Origin of the sequence: Pseudomonas sp. OIL-1 (genome assembly GCF_010669185.1) — a bacterium.
In the GTDB taxonomy this organism is placed as follows: domain Bacteria; phylum Pseudomonadota; class Gammaproteobacteria; order Pseudomonadales; family Pseudomonadaceae; genus Halopseudomonas; species Halopseudomonas profundi.
This window is the reverse complement of sequence record NZ_CP048629.1, coordinates 1,192,470-1,214,465: the sequence shown is the minus strand read 5'-3', so window position 1 is coordinate 1,214,465 and position 21,996 is coordinate 1,192,470. Positions and strand designations below refer to the sequence as shown.

Annotated in this window: 26 protein-coding genes and 1 tRNA gene; 18 read left to right on the top strand and 9 right to left on the bottom strand. The window is 59.3% G+C overall.

Annotation, left to right across the window (positions count from 1 at the left end):
- The first annotated feature begins 8 nt into the window (after nt 1-8).
- The 7 genes from G3M63_RS05635 (at nt 9) to hemW (ending at nt 5,038) form a co-directional block, all read left to right on the top strand.
- Nucleotides 9-599 carry a YggT family protein gene (locus G3M63_RS05635; protein WP_163982113.1) on the top strand — a complete coding sequence of 197 codons (591 nt, stop codon included), beginning with the start codon at nt 9-11 and terminating at the stop codon, nt 597-599.
- A gap of 29 nt (nt 600-628) precedes the next feature.
- Nucleotides 629-919, top strand: coding sequence for a DUF167 family protein (locus tag G3M63_RS05630; protein WP_163982112.1), 291 nt, complete (start codon nt 629-631; stop codon nt 917-919).
- A 139-nt stretch (nt 920-1,058) separates the two neighbouring features.
- On the top strand, nt 1,059-2,201 hold the full coding sequence (locus G3M63_RS05625; protein WP_150302067.1) for a homoserine O-acetyltransferase: 1,143 nt from the start codon (nt 1,059-1,061) through the stop codon (nt 2,199-2,201).
- 2 nt (nt 2,202-2,203) lie between these two features.
- Nucleotides 2,204-2,794, top strand: a complete 591-nt coding sequence (metW, locus tag G3M63_RS05620; RefSeq protein WP_163984192.1) for a methionine biosynthesis protein MetW — start codon at nt 2,204-2,206, stop codon at nt 2,792-2,794.
- A gap of 15 nt (nt 2,795-2,809) precedes the next feature.
- Nucleotides 2,810-3,259, top strand: coding sequence for a DUF4426 domain-containing protein (locus G3M63_RS05615; RefSeq protein ID WP_163982111.1), 450 nt, complete (start codon nt 2,810-2,812; stop codon nt 3,257-3,259).
- Nucleotides 3,252-3,857: an RdgB/HAM1 family non-canonical purine NTP pyrophosphatase gene (rdgB, locus tag G3M63_RS05610; RefSeq protein ID WP_163982110.1), complete on the top strand. Its 606-nt coding sequence runs from the start codon at nt 3,252-3,254 to the stop codon at nt 3,855-3,857. The genes G3M63_RS05615 and rdgB overlap by 8 nt, the downstream gene beginning before the upstream one ends.
- Nucleotides 3,854-5,038, top strand: a complete 1,185-nt coding sequence (hemW, locus tag G3M63_RS05605; protein WP_150302064.1) for a radical SAM family heme chaperone HemW — start codon at nt 3,854-3,856, stop codon at nt 5,036-5,038. The genes rdgB and hemW overlap by 4 nt, the downstream gene beginning before the upstream one ends.
- A 192-nt stretch (nt 5,039-5,230) precedes the next feature.
- Here hemW and G3M63_RS05600 read toward each other — a convergent pair whose 3' ends face one another.
- Entirely contained in the window at nt 5,231-5,890 is a 660-nt protein-coding gene (locus tag G3M63_RS05600; RefSeq protein WP_163982109.1) for a glutathione S-transferase family protein, read from the bottom strand.
- A gap of 184 nt (nt 5,891-6,074) precedes the next feature.
- On the opposite strand from G3M63_RS05600, the gene G3M63_RS05595 reads away from it, so the two are divergent.
- Nucleotides 6,075-6,305: a TIGR02647 family protein gene (locus G3M63_RS05595; protein WP_150300058.1), complete on the top strand. Its 231-nt coding sequence runs from the start codon at nt 6,075-6,077 to the stop codon at nt 6,303-6,305.
- 91 nt (nt 6,306-6,396) lie between these two features.
- Here G3M63_RS05595 and cyaY read toward each other — a convergent pair whose 3' ends face one another.
- A complete protein-coding gene (cyaY, locus tag G3M63_RS05590) occupies nt 6,397-6,729 on the bottom strand; it encodes an iron donor protein CyaY (RefSeq protein WP_163982108.1) in 333 nt (110 codons plus the stop codon).
- A 118-nt stretch (nt 6,730-6,847) separates the two neighbouring features.
- On the opposite strand from cyaY, the gene G3M63_RS05585 reads away from it, so the two are divergent.
- From G3M63_RS05585 to G3M63_RS05560, 6 genes are all read left to right on the top strand, one after another.
- Nucleotides 6,848-6,997 carry a lipoprotein gene (locus G3M63_RS05585; protein WP_150300056.1) on the top strand — a complete coding sequence of 50 codons (150 nt, stop codon included), beginning with the start codon at nt 6,848-6,850 and terminating at the stop codon, nt 6,995-6,997.
- A gap of 8 nt (nt 6,998-7,005) precedes the next feature.
- Nucleotides 7,006-8,259, top strand: coding sequence for a diaminopimelate decarboxylase (gene lysA, locus G3M63_RS05580; RefSeq protein WP_163982107.1), 1,254 nt, complete (start codon nt 7,006-7,008; stop codon nt 8,257-8,259).
- A gap of 1 nt (nt 8,260) precedes the next feature.
- Nucleotides 8,261-9,091: a diaminopimelate epimerase gene (dapF, locus tag G3M63_RS05575; protein ID WP_150300054.1), complete on the top strand. Its 831-nt coding sequence runs from the start codon at nt 8,261-8,263 to the stop codon at nt 9,089-9,091.
- On the top strand, nt 9,088-9,792 hold the full coding sequence (locus tag G3M63_RS05570; RefSeq protein ID WP_150300053.1) for a DUF484 family protein: 705 nt from the start codon (nt 9,088-9,090) through the stop codon (nt 9,790-9,792). The genes dapF and G3M63_RS05570 overlap by 4 nt, the downstream gene beginning before the upstream one ends.
- A 105-nt stretch (nt 9,793-9,897) precedes the next feature.
- Nucleotides 9,898-10,821 (top strand): tyrosine recombinase XerC, encoded by a 924-nt coding sequence (gene xerC, locus G3M63_RS05565; protein WP_163984191.1) that lies wholly within the window; start codon nt 9,898-9,900, stop codon nt 10,819-10,821.
- A complete protein-coding gene (locus G3M63_RS05560) occupies nt 10,818-11,540 on the top strand; it encodes an HAD family hydrolase (RefSeq protein WP_163982106.1) in 723 nt (240 codons plus the stop codon). The genes xerC and G3M63_RS05560 overlap by 4 nt, the downstream gene beginning before the upstream one ends.
- A 3-nt stretch (nt 11,541-11,543) precedes the next feature.
- Here the strand turns inward: G3M63_RS05560 and G3M63_RS05555 are convergent, their stop codons facing one another.
- The 5 genes from G3M63_RS05555 to glnK all read right to left on the bottom strand — a co-directional run bounded on the left by G3M63_RS05555 (nt 11,544) and on the right by glnK (nt 14,678).
- Nucleotides 11,544-11,855: a hypothetical protein gene (locus G3M63_RS05555; protein WP_150300051.1), complete on the bottom strand. Its 312-nt coding sequence runs from the start codon at nt 11,853-11,855 to the stop codon at nt 11,544-11,546.
- Between the two features lie 176 nt (nt 11,856-12,031).
- A complete protein-coding gene (locus G3M63_RS05550) occupies nt 12,032-12,487 on the bottom strand; it encodes a hypothetical protein (protein ID WP_150300050.1) in 456 nt (151 codons plus the stop codon).
- A gap of 51 nt (nt 12,488-12,538) precedes the next feature.
- A complete protein-coding gene (locus G3M63_RS05545) occupies nt 12,539-12,955 on the bottom strand; it encodes a secondary thiamine-phosphate synthase enzyme YjbQ (protein ID WP_163982105.1) in 417 nt (138 codons plus the stop codon).
- Between the two features lie 93 nt (nt 12,956-13,048).
- Nucleotides 13,049-14,293 (bottom strand): ammonium transporter, encoded by a 1,245-nt coding sequence (locus G3M63_RS05540; RefSeq protein ID WP_178100951.1) that lies wholly within the window; start codon nt 14,291-14,293, stop codon nt 13,049-13,051.
- 46 nt (nt 14,294-14,339) lie between these two features.
- Nucleotides 14,340-14,678 carry a P-II family nitrogen regulator gene (gene glnK, locus G3M63_RS05535; protein WP_093396590.1) on the bottom strand — a complete coding sequence of 113 codons (339 nt, stop codon included), beginning with the start codon at nt 14,676-14,678 and terminating at the stop codon, nt 14,340-14,342.
- A gap of 542 nt (nt 14,679-15,220) precedes the next feature.
- Here glnK and G3M63_RS05530 point away from each other — a divergent pair.
- Both G3M63_RS05530 and G3M63_RS05525 read left to right on the top strand, forming a co-directional pair.
- On the top strand, nt 15,221-15,478 hold the full coding sequence (locus tag G3M63_RS05530; RefSeq protein ID WP_150300047.1) for an accessory factor UbiK family protein: 258 nt from the start codon (nt 15,221-15,223) through the stop codon (nt 15,476-15,478).
- A 30-nt stretch (nt 15,479-15,508) separates the two neighbouring features.
- Nucleotides 15,509-17,014: a YifB family Mg chelatase-like AAA ATPase gene (locus G3M63_RS05525; RefSeq protein ID WP_163982104.1), complete on the top strand. Its 1,506-nt coding sequence runs from the start codon at nt 15,509-15,511 to the stop codon at nt 17,012-17,014.
- Nucleotides 17,015-17,022: 8 nt separating this feature from the next.
- On the opposite strand, the gene G3M63_RS05520 is transcribed toward G3M63_RS05525, so the two are convergent.
- Nucleotides 17,023-18,711, bottom strand: coding sequence for a bifunctional diguanylate cyclase/phosphodiesterase (locus G3M63_RS05520; protein WP_150300045.1), 1,689 nt, complete (start codon nt 18,709-18,711; stop codon nt 17,023-17,025).
- A 180-nt stretch (nt 18,712-18,891) separates the two neighbouring features.
- Here G3M63_RS05520 and rep point away from each other — a divergent pair, with 180 nt between their 5' ends.
- Nucleotides 18,892-20,898 (top strand): DNA helicase Rep, encoded by a 2,007-nt coding sequence (rep, locus tag G3M63_RS05515; RefSeq protein ID WP_150300044.1) that lies wholly within the window; start codon nt 18,892-18,894, stop codon nt 20,896-20,898.
- A gap of 60 nt (nt 20,899-20,958) precedes the next feature.
- Here rep and G3M63_RS19515 read toward each other — a convergent pair whose 3' ends face one another.
- On the bottom strand, nt 20,959-21,291 hold the full coding sequence (locus G3M63_RS19515) for a c-type cytochrome (RefSeq protein ID WP_371923575.1): 333 nt from the start codon (nt 21,289-21,291) through the stop codon (nt 20,959-20,961).
- A gap of 426 nt (nt 21,292-21,717) precedes the next feature.
- Here G3M63_RS19515 and G3M63_RS05505 point away from each other — a divergent pair.
- Nucleotides 21,718-21,794 (top strand) — tRNA-Arg (locus G3M63_RS05505).
- Nucleotides 21,795-21,996 lie beyond the last annotated feature (202 nt).

Here is a 21,996-nt window from a genome sequence, read left to right as displayed (position 1 = left end):
GAACCACTATGAATAACGTCAACATGGCAGCAATATATCTGGTGCAGACGCTTGGCAGTCTGTATCTGCTGGTGGTTTTGCTGCGTTTCATCCTGCAGCTGATACGCGCCGACTTCTACAACCCGCTTTCCCAGTTCATCGTGCGCGCCACCCAACCTCTGCTCAAGCCGCTGCGCAAGGTTGTGCCAGGCTTTGGTGGGCTGGACATGGCCTCCCTGGTGCTGGCGATTCTGATCCAGCTGGTACTGATTGCGATCATCGTCATGCTGATGGGGTACGCGCTGCCAAACATCGGGCAACTGCTTGTCTGGTCACTGATAGGCGTCACCGCCCTGTTCCTCAAGATCTTCTTTTTCGCCCTGATTATCAGCGTGATCCTGTCCTGGGTCGCACCGCACAGCAGCAACCCTGCAGCCATGCTGGTACAGCAACTCTGCGAACCCGTGCTGGCGCCCATTCGCGGCATACTTCCGTCGATGGGCGGGCTGGATCTCTCGCCGATTTTCGCCTTCATTGCCCTGCGCCTGGTCGACATGCTGGTCGTCGCCAATCTGGCTGCCGCGACCGGTATGCCCCGTGGTTTGACCCTGGCGCTCTAAGGGCCAGCGACACGCAACGGGGCGAGCTTATGGCGTTCTACTCATGGCGCGACGACAGTCTGATTCTGGACTGTCACCTGCAGCCTGGCGCCAGGGCCGTGGGCTTTGCCGGGCTGCACGGCGAACGCCTGAAGATTCGTATCAGCGCCCCGCCAGTGGATGGCAAAGCCAACGAGATGCTGTTGAAATTCCTGGCCACAGCGTTCGCCGTGCCGAGGCAGCGGGTCAGCCTGCTCAGTGGCCAGCAAAGCAGACAGAAACGCGTTGCCATTGAGGCGCCTGGCGTATTGCCGCCCGAACTGAAGATCAGCCGCTGCTGATATTGCACCCACCCGTTGCGCTCTTTAGACTGGCGCCTCGTTCGCTGGGTGCGCGCGCTGTATCTATCCTCTCCTGCGCTACCAGTTAATAGGGTCTGTTGACGCTTCGTCGCAGCCGCGTTTAAGGAACAAACTCCCGATGTCCGGATTTCCTGCTGATTCAGTTGGCCTGGTCGCTCCCCAGCGTCAGTCCTTCTCAGAGCCGCTGCGGCTGGCCTGCGGCAAGACTCTGACCCAGTTTGACCTGGTATACGAAACCTACGGCACACTTAACGCCAGCCGCACTAATGCCGTGCTGATCTGCCATGCGTTGTCCGGGCACCACCACGCCGCTGGCTATCACAATGTGGATGACCGCAAGCCCGGCTGGTGGGATGCCTGCATTGGTCCCGGCAAGCCGATTGATACCAACCGTTTCTTTGTGGTCAGCCTGAATAATCTGGGCGGTTGCCACGGTTCCACAGGTCCCGGCAGCATCAATCCGCAAACCGGCAAGATCTACGGCGCAACCTTTCCGGTTCTGTCAGTTGAAGACTGGGTGCATAGCCAGGCGCGCCTGGCTGATGTGCTGGATATCGATTGCTGGGCCGCGGTAGTGGGCGGCAGCCTCGGCGGTATGCAGGCCATCCAGTGGGCGATCAGCTATCCCGAGCGCCTTCGCCATTGCGTGGCAATCGCCGCGGCACCCAAGCTGTCGGCGCAGAACATCGCCTTCAACGAGGTCGCGCGACAGGCCATCATCACTGACCCGGATTTTCACAACGGTGACTACGCCGCCTTTGGCGTCATCCCCAAACGTGGCCTGATGCTGGCCCGCATGGTCGGCCATATCACTTACCTGTCGGATGATTCGATGGGCGAGAAATTCGGCCGCGAGCTGCGTACCGATCGGCTCAACTACGATTTCACCAGTGTGGAGTTCCAGGTCGAAAGCTATCTGCGCTACCAGGGCCAGGAGTTTTCCGCGCGCTTTGATGCCAACACTTATCTGCTGATGACCAAGGCGCTGGATTATTTTGACCCCGCCGAGAGCCACGGTGGCGACCTGACCAAGGCGTTGCAAAACGTCAAAGCTCGCTTCCTGGTGATTTCCTTCACCACCGACTGGCGCTTCTCTCCGGCGCGCTCGCGGGAGCTGGTCAATGCGTTGATGGCCGCTAACAAGCCGGTAAGCTATCTGGAAATCGAGGCAGCCCAGGGCCACGATGCCTTCCTGCTGCCGATACCCCGCTATGCCGACGCGCTGAGTGGTTATATGAACCGTATCGAGGTGGACGCATGACCTTGCGCGCCGATCTGCAAATCATCGAACAATGGATTCGGCCCAACAGCCACATACTCGACCTGGGTTGCGGCGATGGCGAGCTGTTGAGCTACCTGCGTGACAGCAAGGGCGTGCACGGCTATGGCCTGGAAATCGATCCGGACAAGATCAGTGCCTGCGTGCGCAAGGGCGTCAACGTGATCGAGCAGGACCTGGACAAGGAACTCGACAACTTCGAGGACAAGAGCTTCGATACAGTGGTCATGACCCAGTCCTTGCAGGCCATGCACTATCCGGATCGCGTCCTCGAAGACATGCTGCGCATCGGCAAGGAAGGCATTCTGACCTTCCCCAATTTCGCACACTGGCGTTGCCGTTTGTATCTCGGATTACGCGGCGAGATGCCGGTGTCCGATTTCATGCCCTACACTTGGTACAACACGCCCAACATTCACTTTTGCACATTCAGGGATTTTGAGGATCTGTGCCGCGAGCGCTCTATTCAGATCCTGGACCGGCTGGTAGTAGACCAGTCGCATCAGGCTGGAAGACTGAGCGCCCTATGGCCGAACTTGTTGGGTGAGATCGCAATCTACCGTGTTACACGCTGATCAAGGAGTACCGTTATGCTACGCAAGCTGCTATGCACCATGCTGTTTCTGGCCGCCCCTCTCGCCATGGCACAAGCACAGAGCCCCGCCGAGCCCGAGCGCTTTGGCGATCTGCTGGTGTACCGCACCGTATTCAACAGCAGTTACCTGCCCCCTGAAACCGCTGCCAACGTAGGACTGGAACGCGGCCCGACCCATGGTGTGATCAATATCGCCGTCCAGCGTCAAACGCCGGAAGGTCCCGAGCCGATCGATGCCATTGTCGAGGGCAACGTACGAAACGTGCTGGAGCAGCGCCAGGATCTTGATTTCATTCGCGTACAGGAAGAAGAAGCCATCTACTTCGTAGCGAACTATACAGCTGCCCAGCGTGGCGTTTTGCGCTTTGAAGTCTCGGTGCAGGCAGAAGAAGGCGCACCGGAACACACCATGACCTTCATGCAGGAATTCTATCCGGATGAGTAAGGCGTTGCCTTTTCGCCAGCTGGTGCTGGCCAGCGGTAACCGCGGCAAACTGGCCGAGCTGCAGGCCATGCTGGGGGATGCGGTGGACGTTCTGCCGCAGAGCCAGTTTCTCAGCGAGGAAGCTGAAGAAACCGGCCTCACCTTCATCGAGAACGCCATACTCAAGGCCAGGCACGCTGCACGCGCGTCCGGCCTGCCGGCGTTGGCCGATGATTCCGGCTTGGCTGTGGATGCGTTAGGCGGCGCGCCGGGCATCTATTCCGCACGGTACGCAGGGGGCGGCGGCGATGCAGCGAACAATACCAAGCTGCTTGAAGCGCTTGCTGACGTGCCGGAAGCCGAGCGTGGAGCGCGATTTATTTCCGTAGTGGCGCTACTGATGCACGCGGATGATCCGACGCCCATTGTGTGTGAAGGCGCATGGCGTGGACGCATTCTGACCGACCCCCGCGGCAGCAATGGCTTTGGCTATGATCCGCTGTTCTGGGTGCCGGAGACCGGGTGCTCCAGCGCCGAACTGCCGGCCGACGAAAAGAACCGCCTGAGTCACCGTGGTCGGGCCATGGCGCAACTGCGTTCCCGCCTCGGGCTGTCGTGATCAATCCCCGCCGCGCGCCAGGCTCAACTGGCGCGGCTGCCATCCTGCAACGACCGCCTCTTGCCGCCTACGTGCATATCCCCTGGTGCGTGCGCAAATGTCCGTATTGTGATTTCAACTCGCACACCAGCGACTCAGGCCTGCCTGAAGACGCCTACATCGATGCGCTGATAGCCGATCTCGAAGAGGATCTGCCCGGCACGCACGGGCGCGAACTCACCTCTATCTTCTTTGGCGGTGGCACACCAAGCCTGTTTTCCGCGGCGAGCCTCGGTCGGCTGCTGGAAGCGATGGCCACTCGGTTGAATTTCGCCGCGGATATTGAAATCACGCTGGAAGCCAATCCGGGCACCTTCGAACAGGACAAGTTCGCGGACTATCGCAGCGCGGGCATCAACCGGCTGTCGATCGGCATTCAGAGCTTCAACCCGGCGCACCTGAAGGCCCTGGGTCGCATTCACGACGACCGCGAAGCGCTGAGCGCCGTGGACATGGCCCGCCGCGCCGGTTTCGATAATCTCAATCTGGACCTGATGCATGGCCTGCCCGGCCAGACCCTGGCGGATGCGCGCGCCGATATCGAGCAGGCGATCGCCCTCGGTCCTGAACACCTCTCCTGGTACCAGCTGACTCTTGAGCCCAATACCGTGTTCTATTCACGGCCGCCAACCCTGCCGGTGGAAGACGTGCTCTGGGATATCCAGGAAGCGGGTCAGGCGCGGCTGGCCGAAGCGGGATTCATTCAGTATGAGATTTCAGCCTATGCCCGCGGGCAGCAGGCAAGGCACAACCTCAACTATTGGCAGTACGGCGATTTTATCGGTATCGGTGCGGGCGCCCACGGCAAATTCAGCCATCCCGATGGTCGCATTGAACGCTACTGGAAGACCCGCACGCCGAAGGATTACCTGGATCCGGCCCGCCCCTTCTGCTCCGGGCGCAAGGAGCTGGGGGCAGCGGAACTGCCCTTTGATTTTCTGATGAATGCCCTGCGTCTGGTCGAAGGTGTGCCGACCGGGTACTACGCGGCGCGAACGGGCCTGGCGCTGGCAGACATCACTCCGCAACTACAGCTGGCGATGGACAAAGGCTTGCTGGAACCATGGGAAGAACGCCTGCGCCCAACCGAGCGCGGGCGGTTGTTTCTCAATGATCTGCTTGAGATGTTTCTCGAGTCATAGCTCGATGGGGATGAACCGCCAATCCGCGTCGCCAGCTTGGAACAAAGCTCCACGCTCCACGACAGCACCAGCTATGGAGGGTCAGGTTCCATCCTGGCCAACCTACGAGCCGGCGACGCCTATGGTCGAGATGGAACTCGACCCTCCATTCACCTGGGCGTTGTTTTGGACGGCGTGCTTGTCAGCGAAGTCTCACTTCCGAGCGCGCGCCGCGGCCAGGAATGCCGCCATCTCTTCTTTCTTGTCCGCCTCGATCTTCTGGACATGCGGGTTCTGGCTCAGCTGTGTGAGCAGCGCCTTCGCCTCGGGGAAGTCTTCCAGCAGATCCAGCCCGAACAGCTTTTTCGCCACCGCAGAAGCCAGGTCGATACTGAACAGGAACATGATATCGGCGATGGTCATTTCCTCGCCCGCCACATAGGGGGCAAATTTGCCGTGGCGCTTCAGCGCTGCGACGCCACCCAGCAGATCCGCCCTGGCCTTGTCCTTGACCAGCTGATCGACCTTGCCGCCAAAGAAGACTTCCGGATAACAGCTACGCGCCGGCAATTCGATATACAGCTCGATTTCCTTGGTCAGCGCGCGGACCTCCGCCCGGCGGAACGGATCCTGCGGCAGTAGCGGTTTGCCCGCTTGCGTTTCCTCCAGATACTCGAGAATGACGTTGGTCTCGCTGATGAAACCCTGCCCGGTTTGCAGGCATGGCACCTTGCCCCGCGGACTGATGGCCAGGAATGATTCATCCTGGCTCGGATGCACGATATTGACCTCGAATTCGATGCCTTTTTCCAGCAGCGCCAGCTTGACCATGTTGAAATAGTTACTGACGTTGAAACCGTGAAGCCTGAGCATGCTGCGTCTCCTTCTTATGTTTGGACCCTGATTGCTACAGTTGTATCGATCGGCGCGCCAAAGGTACATCGACATAAACCCAGTGAATGATTAGTACCCATTGCCGAAACAGCCACCAACTCGCACCGGTTTAGGGCTAGACTGCCCATATCGAAGCGGCTTCAACCCACCAGAAGGTAATGCCATGCTGACACCTGAAGAAATCGAAGACATCAACCTGCTAGGCCAATTCAACCTGGCCAATACGCTGGAGGGGCTGAAAATACACGCCCACGATGCTCCAGAGCAGACCGTAGCTGCCGCCAGGCGCTTGCATGAGAAAGGATTGGTGACACAAACGGATGGAGGGTATCTGACCAGCCTGGGTATAGAAGCTGCCGAGCACTGTCAGGCGTTGCTGACGATTCTTCGCTGAAAAGAGCTAACCGACTTTCCCGCAGGCCGCTGAGGGGCGCGATAAACCCATGTGGTGCTGCGGGTTCAAGCAGGTGGATGCCACCCGCGCCTCAGTCAATATCCAGCTCAATGTCATCCCCCACCAGATCGCCCAACACCCGACCGAGCACCTCGCCCAGCGTCTCGTCATCATTGTCGTACATCCAGCCCTGCTCCGAATCGAAACCGAAATGCAGGGTAGCCCCAGGGGCTGCAAGCCAGAGTTCGCGTGACGCAGGTTGACGACCCAGCACGACGCGCGCTCCGTCTGCCGTATGCAGAATAAGTGAGCCTTCAACGTGCTCCATCTCGAGATCCAGGCCGCAGGCATCGACTGCATGCTCAATCTTGTCCTGGACAAGGTCGACCTGCTTGTTGAAATCCGCTTCAGTGAGTTCGTTCATGTTTGTCCTCTAATACAACGCGACGTCAGCAGACCCTAACCAGACCAGTCCGGGTGCGTCGAACCTGACGGCTGGGTATACTGCCGGATATTCTCTGTTTATCAACAAGGTTTTTTCCATGAAGCGATCCATCGCGCTGTTCTTCGGAATCCTGGTACTGGCCGGTTGTGGCCAGAAGGGTCCATTGTTCCTGCCCCAGCAAACCCCAAGCGAGACAGTCGAGCCGGCCCGGGACGAACTGAACCAGCAACCCACCGAAGAGCAGTGAAGCGCCCGATGACAGCCTTTGAATACCAGAATGGTGAATTACACGCCGAATCCGTAGCCCTGTCCGCTATTGCGGCAGAGTATGGCACACCCTGTTTTGTCTACTCGCGCCAGGCAATCGAGCAGGCCTACCGGGCCTGGGACGACGCGCTTGCAGACGTGCCGCATCTGGTCTGCTTCGCAGTGAAGGCCAACTCCAACCTCGCTGTGCTGAATGTTCTGGCACGCCTCGGCGCCGGCTTTGACATTGTTTCCGGCGGCGAGCTGGAGCGGGTCCTGGCCGCCGGCGGTGATCCGTCCAGGGTTGTATTTTCCGGGCTGGGCAAGACCGCCGAGGAAATGCGCCGCGCCCTGGAGCTGGGTATCCACTGCTTCAATGTCGAGTCCGAACCCGAGCTCGAGCGTCTGCAGCAGGTGGCGGCTGAACTGGGCGTGCAGGCCCCGATATCCTTGCGCGTGAACCCGGACGTGGATGCCGGCACCCATCCGTATATCTCCACCGGCCTGAAAGAGAACAAGTTCGGCATCGATATCGCTAACGCGCCGGCCGTATACCGCCGCGCCGCCGAGCTACCGAATATCGTCGTGCGCGGTGTGGATTGCCATATCGGCTCGCAGCTGACCGACGACACGCCCTTCATTGATGCACTACAACGTCTGCTGGGGCTGATTGATGCACTGGCCGCGGACGGCATCCAGATTCGCCATCTGGATCTTGGCGGCGGCCTCGGTGTGACCTACCGCGATGAACAGCCGCCCGCGCCGGGTAGCTATCTGCGCAAGGTGCTCGAGCAGCTGGCTGGACGCAACCTGGAACTCATGTTCGAGCCGGGGCGTTCAATCGTTGCCAACGCAGGGGTACTGTTGACTGCGGTGAACATGCTCAAGCCGACCCGGCACAAGAACTTCGCCATCATCGATGCGGCGATGAACGACCTGATCCGCCCTGCGCTGTACAGCGCCTGGATGGGAATCGACGCGGTGCGGCCCCGCACCGATATTCCAGCTTCCACCTGGGATATCGTCGGACCGGTATGTGAAACCGGTGACTTCCTGGGCAAGGACAGAGAGCTCGCCCTCGCCGCCGGCGACCTGCTGGTGGTGCGCTCCGCCGGTGCCTATGGCTTTGTCATGAGTTCGAATTACAACACCCGTCCGCGCGCCGCTGAGATCATGGTCGACGGCGTCCATACGCATCTGATTCGCCGGCGCGAGACAGTCAGCGAGCTGTTTTCTGGCGAGTCACTGCTGCCCGAGGCCTGACATGCTGCTGCGATTTACCAAAATGCATGGGCTAGGCAATGACTTCATGGTCATCGACCTGGTCACCCAGCATGTCCAGCTGTCGCCGCGGCTCATACGCCTGTGGAGCGATCGGCACACCGGCGTCGGCTTCGACCAGTTGCTGGTGGTCGAGCCGCCACGCAGCCCGGATGCGGATTTTCGCTATCGGATTTTCAATGCCGATGGCAGCGAGGTCGAGCAGTGCGGCAATGGCGCGCGCTGTTTCGCGCGGTTCGTCCAGGACAAACGCCTCACTGCGAAATCCGAGATCCATGTGGAGACCGCAGGCGGACCCATCGTTCTCAATGTGGCCGAGGATGGGCGGGTAACAGTCGATATGGGTGCACCGCGTTTCAACCCGGCGGACATTCCCTTCGAAGCCGACGCCGAAGCCGTCATTTACGCGCTGGAAGTCGAGGACGAACAGCTGGAGGTGGCTGCAGTTTCCATGGGTAACCCCCACTGCGTCACCCTGGTAAACGATATAGATACGTTTCCCGTCGAGCGGCTCGGCCCGGCTATCGAGCGCCATCCGCGTTTCCCACGCCGGGTCAACGCCGGCTTCATGCAGATCATCAATCGGCACAGTGCGCGCCTGCGGGTGTACGAGCGCGGTGCCGGCGAAACCCGCGCCTGCGGTACCGGCGCCTGCGCCGCTGCCGTAGCGGGCATCCGCATGGGGCTGCTCGACTCGCCGGTTGATATCACTCTACCCGGCGGAACCTTGCACATCCGCTGGGACGGAGACGGCCGACCCGTCATGATGACCGGCCCGGCCAGCCGGGTTTACGAAGGACAGGTACGCGTATGACCGAGAAGACCGAGCCACGCGAGACGCAACTGGATGCCGAGCAGGTCGCTGAATACCTGCGCCAGCATCCGGCGTTTTTTGCCGAATATGACGAACTGCTGCCCGATCTCATCATCCCGCACCAGCGCGGCCAGTCGGTCTCGCTGGTTGAGCGTCAGGTCAAACTGCTGCGTGAGCGCAATATTGACGTGCGGCACCGCCTTAATGATCTGATGGAAGTCGCCCGGGATAACGACCGGCTGTTCGAGAAAAGCCGCCGTCTGGTATTGGGGCTGCTTGAGGCTCAGAGCCTGGACCAGGTGATCGCCAGCATCGAAGACAGTTTGCGCAACGACTTTCAGGTGCCCTTTGTCAGCCTGATCCTGTTCAGCGAAGCCAACCGCTTTACCAACGCTCGCTGCGTGACTCACAGTGAAGCACGTGAAGCCATCGGACATCTGCTCGACAGCAACAAGACCCTGAGTGGCGTGTTGCGTCCCGATGAGCTGGGCTTTCTGTTCGGCGAATCCGGGCAGGAGGTCGCCTCCACCGCCCTCGCGCCGATCCAGCATCATGGTTTGCATGGCGTGCTGGCCCTTGGCAGCCGCGACGCACAGCAATACAAGAGCGCGACGGGGACGCTATTCCTGGGTTACGTAGCCGATGCCCTCGCCCGCGTACTGCTGCGCCAGCGCCCGATGATGGATGAACCCAAGGATTAAAACCTTGCGCGCCGCCATCGTGGTCGTCTCCGGCCAGCCGCCAAGCGCTGCCGCATTGAATCTATGGCGCACTGCAAGGGAGCCCGCATGACATCCGGAACGCCTCTGCAGACAGATCTGGACGCCTTTCTTGAGCATCTGCGCAGCGAGCGCCAGCTGTCTCCGCGAACCCTTGAAGCCTACCGGCACGATCTGTCGGGGCTGGCGGATTACCTGCATGAACAGGGCGTGCGCGACTGGTCCATGGTGGATACAGAGTACCTGCGCCGCTTTGTAGCCAGACGGCATGAGCAGGGGCTGTCCGGCCGAAGCCTGCAGCGGGCGCTCAGCTCGGTGCGCAGTCTGTATCGCTATCTGATCCGCGAGCGCCGCTGCCGGCATAACCCGGCACTGGATCTGCGTGCTCCAAAGTCGCCGAGCAAACTGCCCCGGGCTCTGGATGCAGACCTGACTGCGCGGCTGCTCAACGAAAACGACGATGATGACTGGCTGGCCGTCCGCGACCACGCCATGCTCGAGCTGTTCTACTCATCCGGGTTGCGCCTCGCCGAACTGGCGGGGCTCAACGTGCATGAGGTGGAATTGACCAGCGGCGAAGTGCGAGTGCTCGGCAAGGGCAACAAGATCCGCATCGTGCCGGTCGGCCGCCATGCCCGCGAAGCCCTGCAGCGCTGGCTGAAGGTGCGGCTGGCGCCAAATGGCTCCGAGCAACCGCTGTTTATCGGCAAGCAAGGGCGACGCCTGACTCCCAGAGCTATCCAGCTGAGAGTGCGCCAGCGCGGCGTGCAGCACATCGGTCAGCATCTGCACCCACACATGCTGCGACACTCCTTCGCCAGTCACATCCTGGAGTCTTCCGGCGATCTGCGCGCCGTGCAGGAGCTGCTCGGCCATGCCGACATCAGCACCACCCAGATATACACGCATCTGGATTTCCAGCATCTGGCCCAGGTGTATGATCAAAGCCATCCCCGTGCCAGGAAGTCATCCGACAAGCCTGGCGAACCCAAGAACCGAGACAAATCATGATCCGCCTGCTGACATTCGATCTGGATAACACGCTCTGGGAAACCGAGACGGTGGTCGCAGCCGCCGAACTGACATTGCTCGAGTGGCTGAAGGTTAATGCACCCTTGTTTGCCGAACGGCTGGACGCGGAAGCTCGTCGTCAACTGCGCAAGGAGGTGTTGGCGATCGACCCGGACCTGAGCCACCGGGTTACTGCGCTGCGCATTGCCATATTGGAACTGGGGCTGCGCAAAGCGGGTTATGCCGAGGATCAGGTGAAAGATCTGGCGCAGCGGGGTTTTGATGTGTTTCTCGAGGCGCGCCATGCGGTGACCTTCTTTCCGCATGTGGAAAACCTGTTGCAGCAACTGGCTCCGCACTATCAGCTCGCGACGATTTCCAACGGCAACGCCGATGTGCGCCGTCTGGGACTTGAGAAGTATTTTCGCATTATCGTGTCAGCCGACGACGTCGGCCGCAGCAAACCCGATCCTGCGCCCTTCCTCGCTGCGTTGGAACGCGCCTCGGCGGAGCCCAGCGAAACCCTGCATATCGGTGACCATCCGGTTGACGACATGCAGGGTGCCCAAGCAGTCGGATTGCATACGCTCTGGTTCAATCGATTGGGTTTGCCCTGGCCGGACCAGCCCAGGCCCCACGGTGAAGTGCGCTGCCTGAGCGAGATACCGGAGTGGCTACAGCGCTATGACATTCGAACGGCTGATCCCTCAGAGCGTTAGACTCTAGATAGGTCTGCTGCCGTATTTGCTGTCCGGTTTCCTGGGCGGGTCGCTGACCACATTGGAATCGATCTCCTGCACCTGCCCGCCGCGCGCCATGAACTCGGCAATCTGCCGCTCCAGCATCTCTCGCTCGCGCGCCTTGGCCTCGATAGACAGCCCTTCCAGCGGATCCTCCACAGGAGCCTTCTTGCGAGTTTTTACGACCGGCGCGTCTTCATCATCGTCTGATGTGTCGTCCACATTGGGGTCGTTCAGCCCGGTCAGCTCCTGATCCTGATCCTGCTCTTGATCTTCGATGTCGTCGTCACTCATTACCTTGGTCTCGCGCAGAAAAAAACAGGCTATTTATAGCGCAACCAGAAAATTTGGCCAGCGACAAATTCAGATTTTTTCCAGTTGCGTTTCCGGTTCAAAAAGCCTGGCGTAGAGGCCTCGCCATATTTTCAGTAGTGTGCGCGCCGACAAGCGTCCGGCATCACGCAGCCTGGCTACATTTCACGTGAGCTGCTGATCCGGTCCGCCATCTGCCGAAGCACGCCCTGCTCGGCGTCCAGAACCTTTTCCATCAACTCCTGGGCCTCGGGAATTGCCGCCTTGTTTGCCATCGACTCATAAGTATTGACGATCTGGTTATGCACATCGACAACCTCACTGGCGATGTCTTCGAAGCTCATGGTGCCGAACGGCAACTTGCGACGATCGTTCGGCGGGAGCGTTTCGGTCAGATGTTCGTACAGCCAGGTATTGAGCGCCTTGGGATCAGCCTGACGTTTGAAGCCCTCCACTTCCGTTGCAAGCGTACGCTCATGCTCGGCCACGTATTTCATAAGCCATTTGGCGCAATCGTCCTGCTGCTCATCGAGCCCTTCTTCCAGGCAAGTGGCCATGTGGTTATGGAACTTCGTAGTCCATTCCAGCAAGTACTGGAAAGTCTCAGCCTGCATAGTCTTCTCCTGTCGTTGTTCTTAGCTGTGACCGCGCTCACCTCTGCAAGTTTAGCCCTGAAGCGTTGCAAGCACGCGCCGGCTGCCGGCATCTTCCCGGTGCTCACCCAGGTAGATTCCCTGCCAGGTTCCGGTGGCAAGCCGGCCCTTGGTGACCGGAACGCTCAGCTGAACGCCCAGCAGGCTGGCTTTGACATGCGCAGTCATGTCGTCCGGCCCTTCATAGGTGTGTTTGAAATAGGACGTGTCATCCGGCACCAGGCGGCGCAGGAAGGCTTCCAGATCACCGCGTACCAGCGGATCGGCATTCTCATTGATACTCAAAGAGGCGGAGGTATGCAGCAACCACAAATGAAGCATGCCCATTTCCACCTTCGCCAGTTCAGGCAATGCGGAGACGATCTCCTCATCGACCAGATGAAAGCCCCGGGAGCGGGGCTTGAGACTGATGGTTCGTTGCAACCACATTGCGGTTCTCCTCGAGTGAAACGCAAACAGGGCGCCATCGGGCGCCCTGTTTTGCATAACTTACCTTTTCAAAGGTTTGGCAGGCGACGCTGCTCAGCCTTTGGTGCTGGTAAATTCCGGATAGGCTTCCATTCCACATTCGGAAATATCGGCGCCTTCGTATTCCTCTTCCTCGCTGATGCGAACACCAATGATTGCCTTGATGATATACCAGACAAGCAAGCTGGCCAGGAACACCCAGAGGAAGATGCCGACCACACCCGCCAACTGGCCGCCGAAGGTCGCTTCGGCGTTGGTCAGCGGCACCGCCATTACACCCCAGATACCGGCAGAACCGTGGGCGGAAATCGCACCGGCCGGATCGTCCTGCTTCAGCTTGTCCAACGCCAGGACGCTGAAAACCACGATCACACCACCAACCGCACCGATCATCATTGCCGAAAGGGCACTGGGTGAAAGCGGATCAGCAGTGATAGAGACCAGGCCTGCCAGCGCACCGTTGAGGATCATGGTCAGGTCAGTCTTGCCGAACAGGATACGTGAGACGATCATCGCCGCAATCAGACCGCCCGCCGCAGACATGTTGGTGTTTACCAATACCTGAGCCACGTTGTTGGCTGAATCGATGTCGGAAATTTTGAGTTCCGAGCCGCCGTTGAAGCCGAACCAGCCCATCCACAGGATGAAGATACCCAGTGTCGCCAGTGCAAGGTTGCAACCCGGAATGGCGTTGACCTGACCGTTGGGACCGTATTTGCCCCGACGTGGCCCAAGGACCAGTACACCCGCCAGAGCCGCCGCAGCACCTGCCATGTGCACAATGCCAGACCCGGCATAATCCGAGTAACCGACATCAGACAACCAGCCGCCGCCCCAGCTCCAGGCGCCCTGGATCGGGTAGATGAAGCCAGTCATGACAACCGCGAACAACAGGAAGGACCAGAGCTTCATACGCTCGGCGACCGCACCCGAGACAATCGACATACAGGCGCCAGCAAAGACGATCTGGAAGAAGAAATCCGCGCGGGAAGAGTAATAGGGCGCATCGTCCCCACCTGCCAGCGCCGCATCGGCGGTGTTTTCGCTACCGATCAGAAAACCCAGGCTTGGAAAGATCGGGCTGTCGGAGGAGTACATGATGTAGTAGCCGATCAGCAGATACATGACCGACGCGATAGCGAACAGTGCAATGTTCTTGGCCAGAATTTCGGTAGTGCTCTTGGCGCGGACCAGGCCGGCCTCAAGCATGGCGAAGCCGGCGGCCATCCACATCACCAGAATGCCGCACAGCAAAAAGTAGAACGTATCCAATGCATACGTCACTTGCGAGATATCCATAATAAGCCCCCCAAATAGGCTTGGTTACTGCGTCAATTAACGATCCCTAGATTGCGTCCGTATCGGTTTCCCCGGTTCGGATGCGGATCGCCTGCTCCAGGTTAACTACGAAGATCTTCCCGTCACCGATCTTCCCGGTGTTTGCTGCCTTGGTAATCGCCTCGATAACCCGATCCAGCATGTCGTCTCCGATTGCCACATCGATCTTCACCTTGGGCAGGAAATCGACTACGTATTCCGCGCCACGATAAAGTTCGGTATGCCCCTTCTGTCGACCAAAACCCTTGACCTCGGTTACCGTGATGCCCTGGACCCCGATCTCGGACAAGGCTTCACGCACGTCATCCAGCTTGAATGGCTTGATAACAGCCGTTACTAATTTCATATCGATACTCCCGTGTATATGGACTGCCCTGGGGGACAGGGACAAGTCTATGCCGAGTTAGAGGCTTTTAGAAACGGGACGACGCATGGAGGTTGTCGCAGTTATCGGTCCTTGCGGCGAAACTGGTCTGGCAACGGTCCCTATGCTCAGTGCAACTGCTTCGTCTCCGTGCTCCCTTCGGTAAAGCCAAGCTCGCTTCCGGGAAGCAACCCAATTTGGTTCGCCTACCAGCTGCAGCTGCGGATTGCCCTGCAGAATCCCTGCCACATTATGATTTCCCTTTATAATCAATGCGTTATTCCCCGCATGGCATTTTGCCAAGCGAACCGGCCAGCGGCCCCGTGCCCCACCGTGGTGCAGGCAATACCCGTCCGTGCGCCATTGATGAACATCGATGACCGCTTACAAAGTACCCTCAAGGGCTGTGCTAAACTGCGATTTTGTCGCCCGCCGGCAGGACAATTTCTCAAAATGCAGCGTGATCGAGCGCAACCGTTTTCAGGAAGCCGTATTCTGCCCGGGCCCAGCGAGAGCGAATCGCCATGTTGCATAAAGTCCTGATTGGCGCGGTCAGCAGCCAGGCCGCACGATTGTTGATCAATGAGAAAGGTCTTCCGGGGCCTGATGTAGAACAGCACCTCAAAGCCTTGCTGCAGAGCGCGCTTTCCAAGCTCGACGTGGTGAGTAGAGAGGAATTCGAGACGCAGCAGCTGGTTCTTGAACGTACCCGCGCACGGCTTGAAGCCCTGGAAAAGCGCGTGGAAGTCATCGAGCAAGGCACGCAAGCACCGTCCACCTGATTCGCAGGTGGGCCTGATCAAGGAGCGATCATGTCCCTGGCGATTGTCCACAGCCGCGCCAAACTAGGCGTGCAGGCGCCTGCCGTCACCGTTGAGGTGCATCTGGCCAATGGAATGCCCAGCCTGACACTGGTCGGGTTGCCTGAAACCGCCGTGCGCGAAAGCAAGGATCGCGTACGCAGCGCCCTGCAGAATGCCCGCCTCGAATTCCCCGGCCTGAAGCGCATCACCATCAATCTCGCGCCCGCTGACCTGCCCAAGGAAGGCGGACGCTTCGATCTGGCGATTGCACTGGGCCTGTTATCCGCCAGCGGTCAGATTCCCGCCGACGTGCTGGACCAGTGCGAATGCCTGGGCGAGCTGGCGCTGTCCGGCGAGTTACGCCCGGTTCAGGGCGTGTTGCCAGCGGCGCTGGCGTGTCGGGACCAGGGCCGCACGCTGTTGTTACCACGCGCCAATGCCATGGAAGCGGCATTAGTCCGGGGCTTGCACATTGTCGCCGCCGACCACCTGTTGGAGCTGTGCGAACACCTGCGCGGCGAACGCACCCTCGAACCAGTATCACCAAACCCTGCGCCAGAGCTGCCTCGCTACCATGCCGACCTTGACGAGGTGCAGGGTCAGGCGCAGGCCAAACGCGCGCTGATCGTCGCGGCCAGCGGCGGTCACAATTTACTTTTATTTGGCCCTCCGGGTACGGGGAAAACCCTGCTGGCGAGTCGCCTACCCGGAATCCTCCCGCAGCTGGTCGAGGGCGAAGCACTGGAAGTGGCGGCCATCCAATCGGTGTGTGGGCAGGGCCCGCTACAGACCTGGCCAACACGGCCCTTCCGTGCGCCCCATCATGGTGCATCTGCTGCAGCGCTAGTCGGCGGCGGCAGTCAGCCGCGCCCCGGAGAGATCAGCCAGGCCCACCGGGGCGTACTGTTTCTCGACGAATTGCCCGAGTTTGATCGCAAGGTCCTTGAGATGCTGCGTGAGCCGATGGAGTCAGGCGAGATACACATCGCTCGCGCACGTGAACAACTGAGCTTCCCTGCCCGTTTTCAATTGATCGCAGCGATGAACCCATGCCCCTGCGGATACCAGGGAGACCCATCCGGACGCTGTCGCTGCTCCGCTGAGCAAGTGGAACGCTACCGCGGCAAACTGTCCGGCCCGCTGCTGGACCGGATCGACCTGCACGTCGCCATGCACAATGAAGCCTTCAGCCTTGCCAACAAAGAGCCTGGCAAACCCAACAGCGCGGAAGCCGCCGCCCAGGTAGCCGCTGCACGCCAACAGCAGCAACAGCGCCAGGGTAGATTGAACGCGCATCTGGATCTGGCGGGCTTGCGTGACCATTGCCCGTTGAAGGATGAGGATGCACGCTGGATGGAGCGCGCTATAGAGCAGCTGGGTTTATCCCACCGCGCCAGCCATCGGGCATTGAAAGTGGCGCGGACATTGGCGGATCTTGATAATCAGACGGCTATCGGCCGAGCGCATCTGGCGGAGGCGTTGCAATACCGGCAACTGGATAGAAGGCCCAGCTAGGGTCTGACTCAGAGGCTACCGAGCAAGTCATCTTCGCGGCCCATCCGGTAGGCGTCCAGAAAATAGCACAACTCCTCAAAGGGCAACGCCGGACTGATGAAGTAGCCCTGTACCTGATCACAGCCCATCGCGGTCAGCGCGTCCAGCTGGCTGCGCTCTTCCACACCCTCCGCCACCACCGCCAACCCAAGGCTGTGGCCCATGTCCACCACGGCATTCACCAGCTTGCGGTCGCCTTCGATCTCGCTGATTTTCCTGACGAAGCTGCGGTCAATCTTCAGCAGACTGATGGGCAGGCTGTGCAGATGCACGAAGGAGGAATAACCGGTTCCGAAATCATCCAGCGAGAAGCGCACCCCCAGTTCCGTAATGCCTTGCATCGCCGCGAGCACCTGCTCGGAACGTTGCATGATGGCGGTTTCAGTCAATTCGAATTCAAGGCGGTGTGGGTCGATGCCAGTGGTTCTCAGTACCCGGCGGACATTGCTCAGCAACTGGCTGTCCTGGAATTGCCGAAAGGACACGTTCACCGCAATGTGAATATCGGCGAACCCGCGGCGACTGAGCTGGTTCAGGTCATGGCAGGCACGGGCCATGACCCAGTAGCCCATGGGGACGATCAGGCCGGTCTCTTCTGCCAGTGGAATGAACTCGTTTGGCCCCAGCAAGCCACGTTCCGGATGGCGCCAGCGTATGAGCCCCTCCAGACCGACAATCTGCCCACTGCGAAGATCCACCCGCGGCTGGTAATGCAGCTCGAACTGATTGCGGCGCAAAGCCAGACGCAGCGCAGCCTCAAACTCGATCAGGCTGCTCGCGTGCAGATTGACCCGGTCATCATAGAAGTGAAAGTTGCAACCGCGCTGTCCTTTCGCTTGTTGCATGGCCATATGGGCATGCAGCAGCAGACCATCCACCGTAAGGCCGCCCTCGGGATAACTGGCGATACCGATGCTACAGCCCAACAACAGGCTTTCGCCGTCAATGTTGAACGGCTCGGCCAGCTCGTTGGTCACCTTCTGAGCGATCAACAGGATATTCGCCGATTCGCTGTAATCCTCGACCACCACGCCGAATTCATCGCTACCCATGCGTCCTACGGTATCGGTACTGCGCAGGACGCGACGCAGCCGCTCAGACACTTCCCGTATGATGCGATCGCCCGCTGTGTGGCCAAGCGTATCGTTGACGTGGCGGAAATTGTCGAGATCGATGACCAGCACCGCAAGCGGCTGCTTGTTTCGCGACGCGCGGTGCATTCCCTGACGCAGACGATCATTCAGCAGCTGACGATTACAGCATCCGGTAAGCGGATCGTAACTGGCTGCGCGATCAAGCGCTGTCTGCAAACCGTGCCGTTCGATCGAATATTCCAGGCAACGGATCAACTCGCTAGTTCTGGCCTGAATCCAGATACTGTCGTCCACGCCTTCAGGCAACGCGGCAACAGACGATGTATCGGTCAGCTGGATAAGCGGTACAGTGCAACCACCGGGCGGATTGAGCAGATCGCCGCGTGCCAACACAGCGGCTACGGATCCTGCCTCGATCATGGCGTAAGCTCGACTCCAACCGTCGCAGCGACGCAACTCGAAGATACCGGCATGCGTGGCCGAAAGCGTGCGGCAAAGCTGCGCAAACGCTCCGTCGTCCTTGTCCAGCACTACTATTAGCTGGGTACTACGGTCGGCGAGCAAACGATCCTCCCTGGATCACGGTTTTCTACATGTAATTCAAAAGCTTCAAGCAGTCCGAAGCCAATCATGGCAATTCGGCATTATCAGAACCGAGTCCAGCAAGACTATCTGGCGACCACAGCGCTGTCGAGCCCCGCGTAGGCTGGTAGAATGCTAGCCCAATGCAGGAGAAGATCATCGGTGGCTACCCTTAACCCTCGTCAAAACGAAGCAGTCCGTTATATCAGCGGGCCGATGCTGGTGCTCGCCGGTGCCGGGAGTGGTAAAACCAGCGTGATCACGCGCAAGATCGCCTACCTGGTCAAGGAATGCGGCATACGCGCGAAGAACATCGTCGCTGTGACCTTTACCAACAAGGCCGCGCGGGAAATGAAGGAACGAGTCGGCCAGTTGATTCAGGGCAGCGAGGCCCGCGGCCTGACTGTCTCGACCTTCCACAACCTGGGTCTGAATATCATCCGCACGGAACACAAGCGGCTGGGCTACAAACCGGGCTTTTCCATCTTCGATCAGCAAGACGCGCAGGCGCTGATCACCGACCTGATGCACCGCGATTATGGCGCCGACGAAGGAATCGAAGGCATTCAGTCGATGATTTCGACCTGGAAGAATGATCTGATCACCCCGGAAGAAGCACTGGCCAAGGCCAAAAGCCCGCAGGAACAGACCGCAGCCAGCGTCTATATGCATTACAACCGTACGCTGAAGGCCTACAACGCGGTTGATTTCGATGACCTGATCCTGATTCCGGTAATGCTGTTCCGGGACCATCCCGACGTGCTGGAGAAGTGGCAGTTCCGCATCCGCTATATGCTGGTCGATGAGTATCAGGACACCAACGCCACGCAGTACCTGTTGGTGAAAATGCTGGTTGGCCGCGAGGCGCGTTTCACTGTGGTGGGTGATGATGACCAATCGATCTATGCCTGGCGGGGCGCACGCCCCGAGAACCTGGCCCAGCTGAAGGATGACTTCCCGGGACTCAAGGTGGTCATGCTCGAACAGAATTACCGTTCCACCAGCCGCATCCTGCGCGCTGCCAACACGCTGATCGCCAATAACCCGCACGTGTTCGAGAAGCAGCTATGGAGCGAACTGGGCTATGGCGATCCGATCCGTGTGATTCGCTGCCGTAACGAGGAAGCCGAGGCCGAACGGGTCGCCACAGACATTCAGACCCAGAACCTGAAGCACCGACGCGCCTGGAAGGAATTTGCGATCCTGTATCGCGGCAACCACCAGTCTCGGCTGATCGAACTCAAGCTGCAGCATCATCAGATTCCCTATCACCTGTCCGGCGGCACCAGCTTCTTCGCTCGCCAGGAGGTCAAGGATCTGATGGCTTACTTCCGCTTGCTGGTGAACCTGGACGATGACAATGCGCTGCTGCGGGTGGTCAATGTGCCCCGCCGCGAGATTGGCCCGGCCACGCTGGAAAAACTCGGCAACTACGCCAACGACCGCGGGATCAGCCTGTTCAAGGCCTGCGATGAAATTGGCCTGGCGGAGCAGATGGAGCCGCGCTATCACGAACGGCTGCAGCGCTTCAGCCGCTGGCTGGACAATGTGCGCCAGCAATGCATGGACGGTAATCCGATCGAAGCGCTGCATCGCATGATCGTCGATCTGGATTACGAGAACTGGATACGCCAGAACTGCTCCAGCGACGAGATCGCCGCCAAGCGCATGGGCAACGTGTGGTTTCTGCTGGATGCACTGAAAAGCACGATCGAACGGGACGAGACCGGGGAAACCACCTTCGAGGATGCCATCGCCAAACTGGTGCTACGGGACATGCTCGAGCGTCACGAAGAAGAGGAGGACACTGATCGCGTTCAGTTGATGACCCTCCACGCCTCCAAAGGCCTGGAATACCCCCACGTCTATATCCTCGGCATGGAGGAAGAAATCCTGCCGCATCGCTCCAGCATCGAAGCTGACAGCGTCGAGGAAGAGCGCCGCCTGGCCTACGTCGGCATCACCCGCGCCCGAAAGAATCTGACATTCAGCTTCGCTGCACGCCGCCGCCAGTTCGGCGAGATCATTGATTGCTTGCCGAGCCGGTTCCTGGATGAGTTGCCCAGCGAAGATCTGGAGTGGGAAGGCACCGAAGACGTACCGGTAGAGCAGAAGCAAGCGCGCGGCAACACGGCGCTCTCGGACATCCGCAGCCTGCTGGGGCGGTAGCACAGAGAGCGCAGAAACAAAAAAGCCACCCCGAGGGGTGGCTTTTCGCAACGACTCAGCTCAGTTGAGCGAGAGAACCCACTCGGCCAGAGTCGTGGCCTCTTCTTCGCTTACCGCGTTCGGCGGCATGGGAATCGCGCCCCACTTGCCACTGGAACCCTGAGTGATGCTGGTAACCAGGGTGGCGACGGCATCATCCTGACCGGCGTATTTGGCAGCCACTTCTTTCAGAGCAGGGCCCACCAGCTTATTGTCTACGCTATGGCATGCGCCACACGGCTTGGAGTTGAACAGCGTTTCGCCCTCGCTACCACCGGCTGAAGCGGTATCCGCAGCATCGCCACCTGCAGGTGCAGCGGCAGCAACGGCCTCCGCACATTCCTCACCTGCCACGCAAACTTCACCATAGGGCTGGATACGCTCGGCAATCGCTTCGTTATCCATCGCAGCAGCAAAGGCATTGCCGGCGGTCAGAGCAAGCATGGCCGCAGTGGCCGCCAGGAGTTGTTTCAGAGTCGTCACCTTATACATCCTCATCATGACCATAGGTTCAGCCCAAGTACCATGCCCGGACAATGTGCGCGAGTATACCGGTAAACCCCCGGCCGTTAAAATAGCCGCCGCACAATAGGGACAATGCGTCGCGCCCGCAAAAGAGCTTGCCGCCGGGCATGGACGCCGGGCGCATCAATGCGTATTATTGCGACCCTGCAACGCACCCGTAGCTCAGCTGGATAGAGTACTGCCCTCCGAAGGCAATACTCATCGACTTGAACCCCGGTGCGGCTAAGTGTCAGAATGCAGCGTTTTTCCTATAACGCACCCGTAGCTCAGCTGGATAGAGTACCGCCCTCCGAAGGCGGGGGTCACAGGTTCGAATCCTGTCGGGTGCGCCATTTCCCTTTACAATCAACAGCTTACGACCCTCACAACCCTTTTTCTTGTGCCCAAATCGGCGGCTACAGAAAATAAATACTCACTCGCTTTTTCAAAGCCCTTCGCCAGAATGACCTCTGCTCTCCAGCACTGAAAAAACCTAAAAAGGACCGTGTGCCCAAAATGTGCCCAAACCGTGCCCACTGATTTTTTGCGTGTGGA

Excerpts from the sequence above, each read along its gene's own strand:
- G3M63_RS05635 (WP_163982113.1), top strand. The coding sequence starts at position 9 with ATGAATAACGTCAACATGGCAGCAATATATCTGGTGCAGACGCTTGGC.
- G3M63_RS05630 (WP_163982112.1), top strand. The coding sequence starts at position 629 with ATGGCGTTCTACTCATGGCGCGACGACAGTCTGATTCTGGACTGTCAC.
- G3M63_RS05625 (WP_150302067.1), top strand. The coding sequence starts at position 1,059 with ATGTCCGGATTTCCTGCTGATTCAGTTGGCCTGGTCGCTCCCCAGCGT.
- G3M63_RS05615 (WP_163982111.1), top strand. The coding sequence starts at position 2,810 with ATGCTACGCAAGCTGCTATGCACCATGCTGTTTCTGGCCGCCCCTCTC.
- rdgB (WP_163982110.1), top strand. The coding sequence starts at position 3,252 with ATGAGTAAGGCGTTGCCTTTTCGCCAGCTGGTGCTGGCCAGCGGTAAC.
- G3M63_RS05600 (WP_163982109.1), bottom strand. The coding sequence starts at position 5,890 with ATGCTCAGGCTTCACGGTTTCAACGTCAGTAACTATTTCAACATGGTC.
- G3M63_RS05595 (WP_150300058.1), top strand. The coding sequence starts at position 6,075 with ATGCTGACACCTGAAGAAATCGAAGACATCAACCTGCTAGGCCAATTC.
- cyaY (WP_163982108.1), bottom strand. The coding sequence starts at position 6,729 with ATGAACGAACTCACTGAAGCGGATTTCAACAAGCAGGTCGACCTTGTC.
- G3M63_RS05585 (WP_150300056.1), top strand. The coding sequence starts at position 6,848 with ATGAAGCGATCCATCGCGCTGTTCTTCGGAATCCTGGTACTGGCCGGT.
- lysA (WP_163982107.1), top strand. The coding sequence starts at position 7,006 with ATGACAGCCTTTGAATACCAGAATGGTGAATTACACGCCGAATCCGTA.
- dapF (WP_150300054.1), top strand. The coding sequence starts at position 8,261 with ATGCTGCTGCGATTTACCAAAATGCATGGGCTAGGCAATGACTTCATG.
- G3M63_RS05570 (WP_150300053.1), top strand. The coding sequence starts at position 9,088 with ATGACCGAGAAGACCGAGCCACGCGAGACGCAACTGGATGCCGAGCAG.
- G3M63_RS05560 (WP_163982106.1), top strand. The coding sequence starts at position 10,818 with ATGATCCGCCTGCTGACATTCGATCTGGATAACACGCTCTGGGAAACC.
- G3M63_RS05555 (WP_150300051.1), bottom strand. The coding sequence starts at position 11,855 with ATGAGTGACGACGACATCGAAGATCAAGAGCAGGATCAGGATCAGGAG.
- G3M63_RS05550 (WP_150300050.1), bottom strand. The coding sequence starts at position 12,487 with ATGCAGGCTGAGACTTTCCAGTACTTGCTGGAATGGACTACGAAGTTC.
- G3M63_RS05545 (WP_163982105.1), bottom strand. The coding sequence starts at position 12,955 with ATGTGGTTGCAACGAACCATCAGTCTCAAGCCCCGCTCCCGGGGCTTT.
- G3M63_RS05540 (WP_178100951.1), bottom strand. The coding sequence starts at position 14,293 with ATGGATATCTCGCAAGTGACGTATGCATTGGATACGTTCTACTTTTTG.
- glnK (WP_093396590.1), bottom strand. The coding sequence starts at position 14,678 with ATGAAATTAGTAACGGCTGTTATCAAGCCATTCAAGCTGGATGACGTG.
- G3M63_RS05530 (WP_150300047.1), top strand. The coding sequence starts at position 15,221 with ATGTTGCATAAAGTCCTGATTGGCGCGGTCAGCAGCCAGGCCGCACGA.
- G3M63_RS05525 (WP_163982104.1), top strand. The coding sequence starts at position 15,509 with ATGTCCCTGGCGATTGTCCACAGCCGCGCCAAACTAGGCGTGCAGGCG.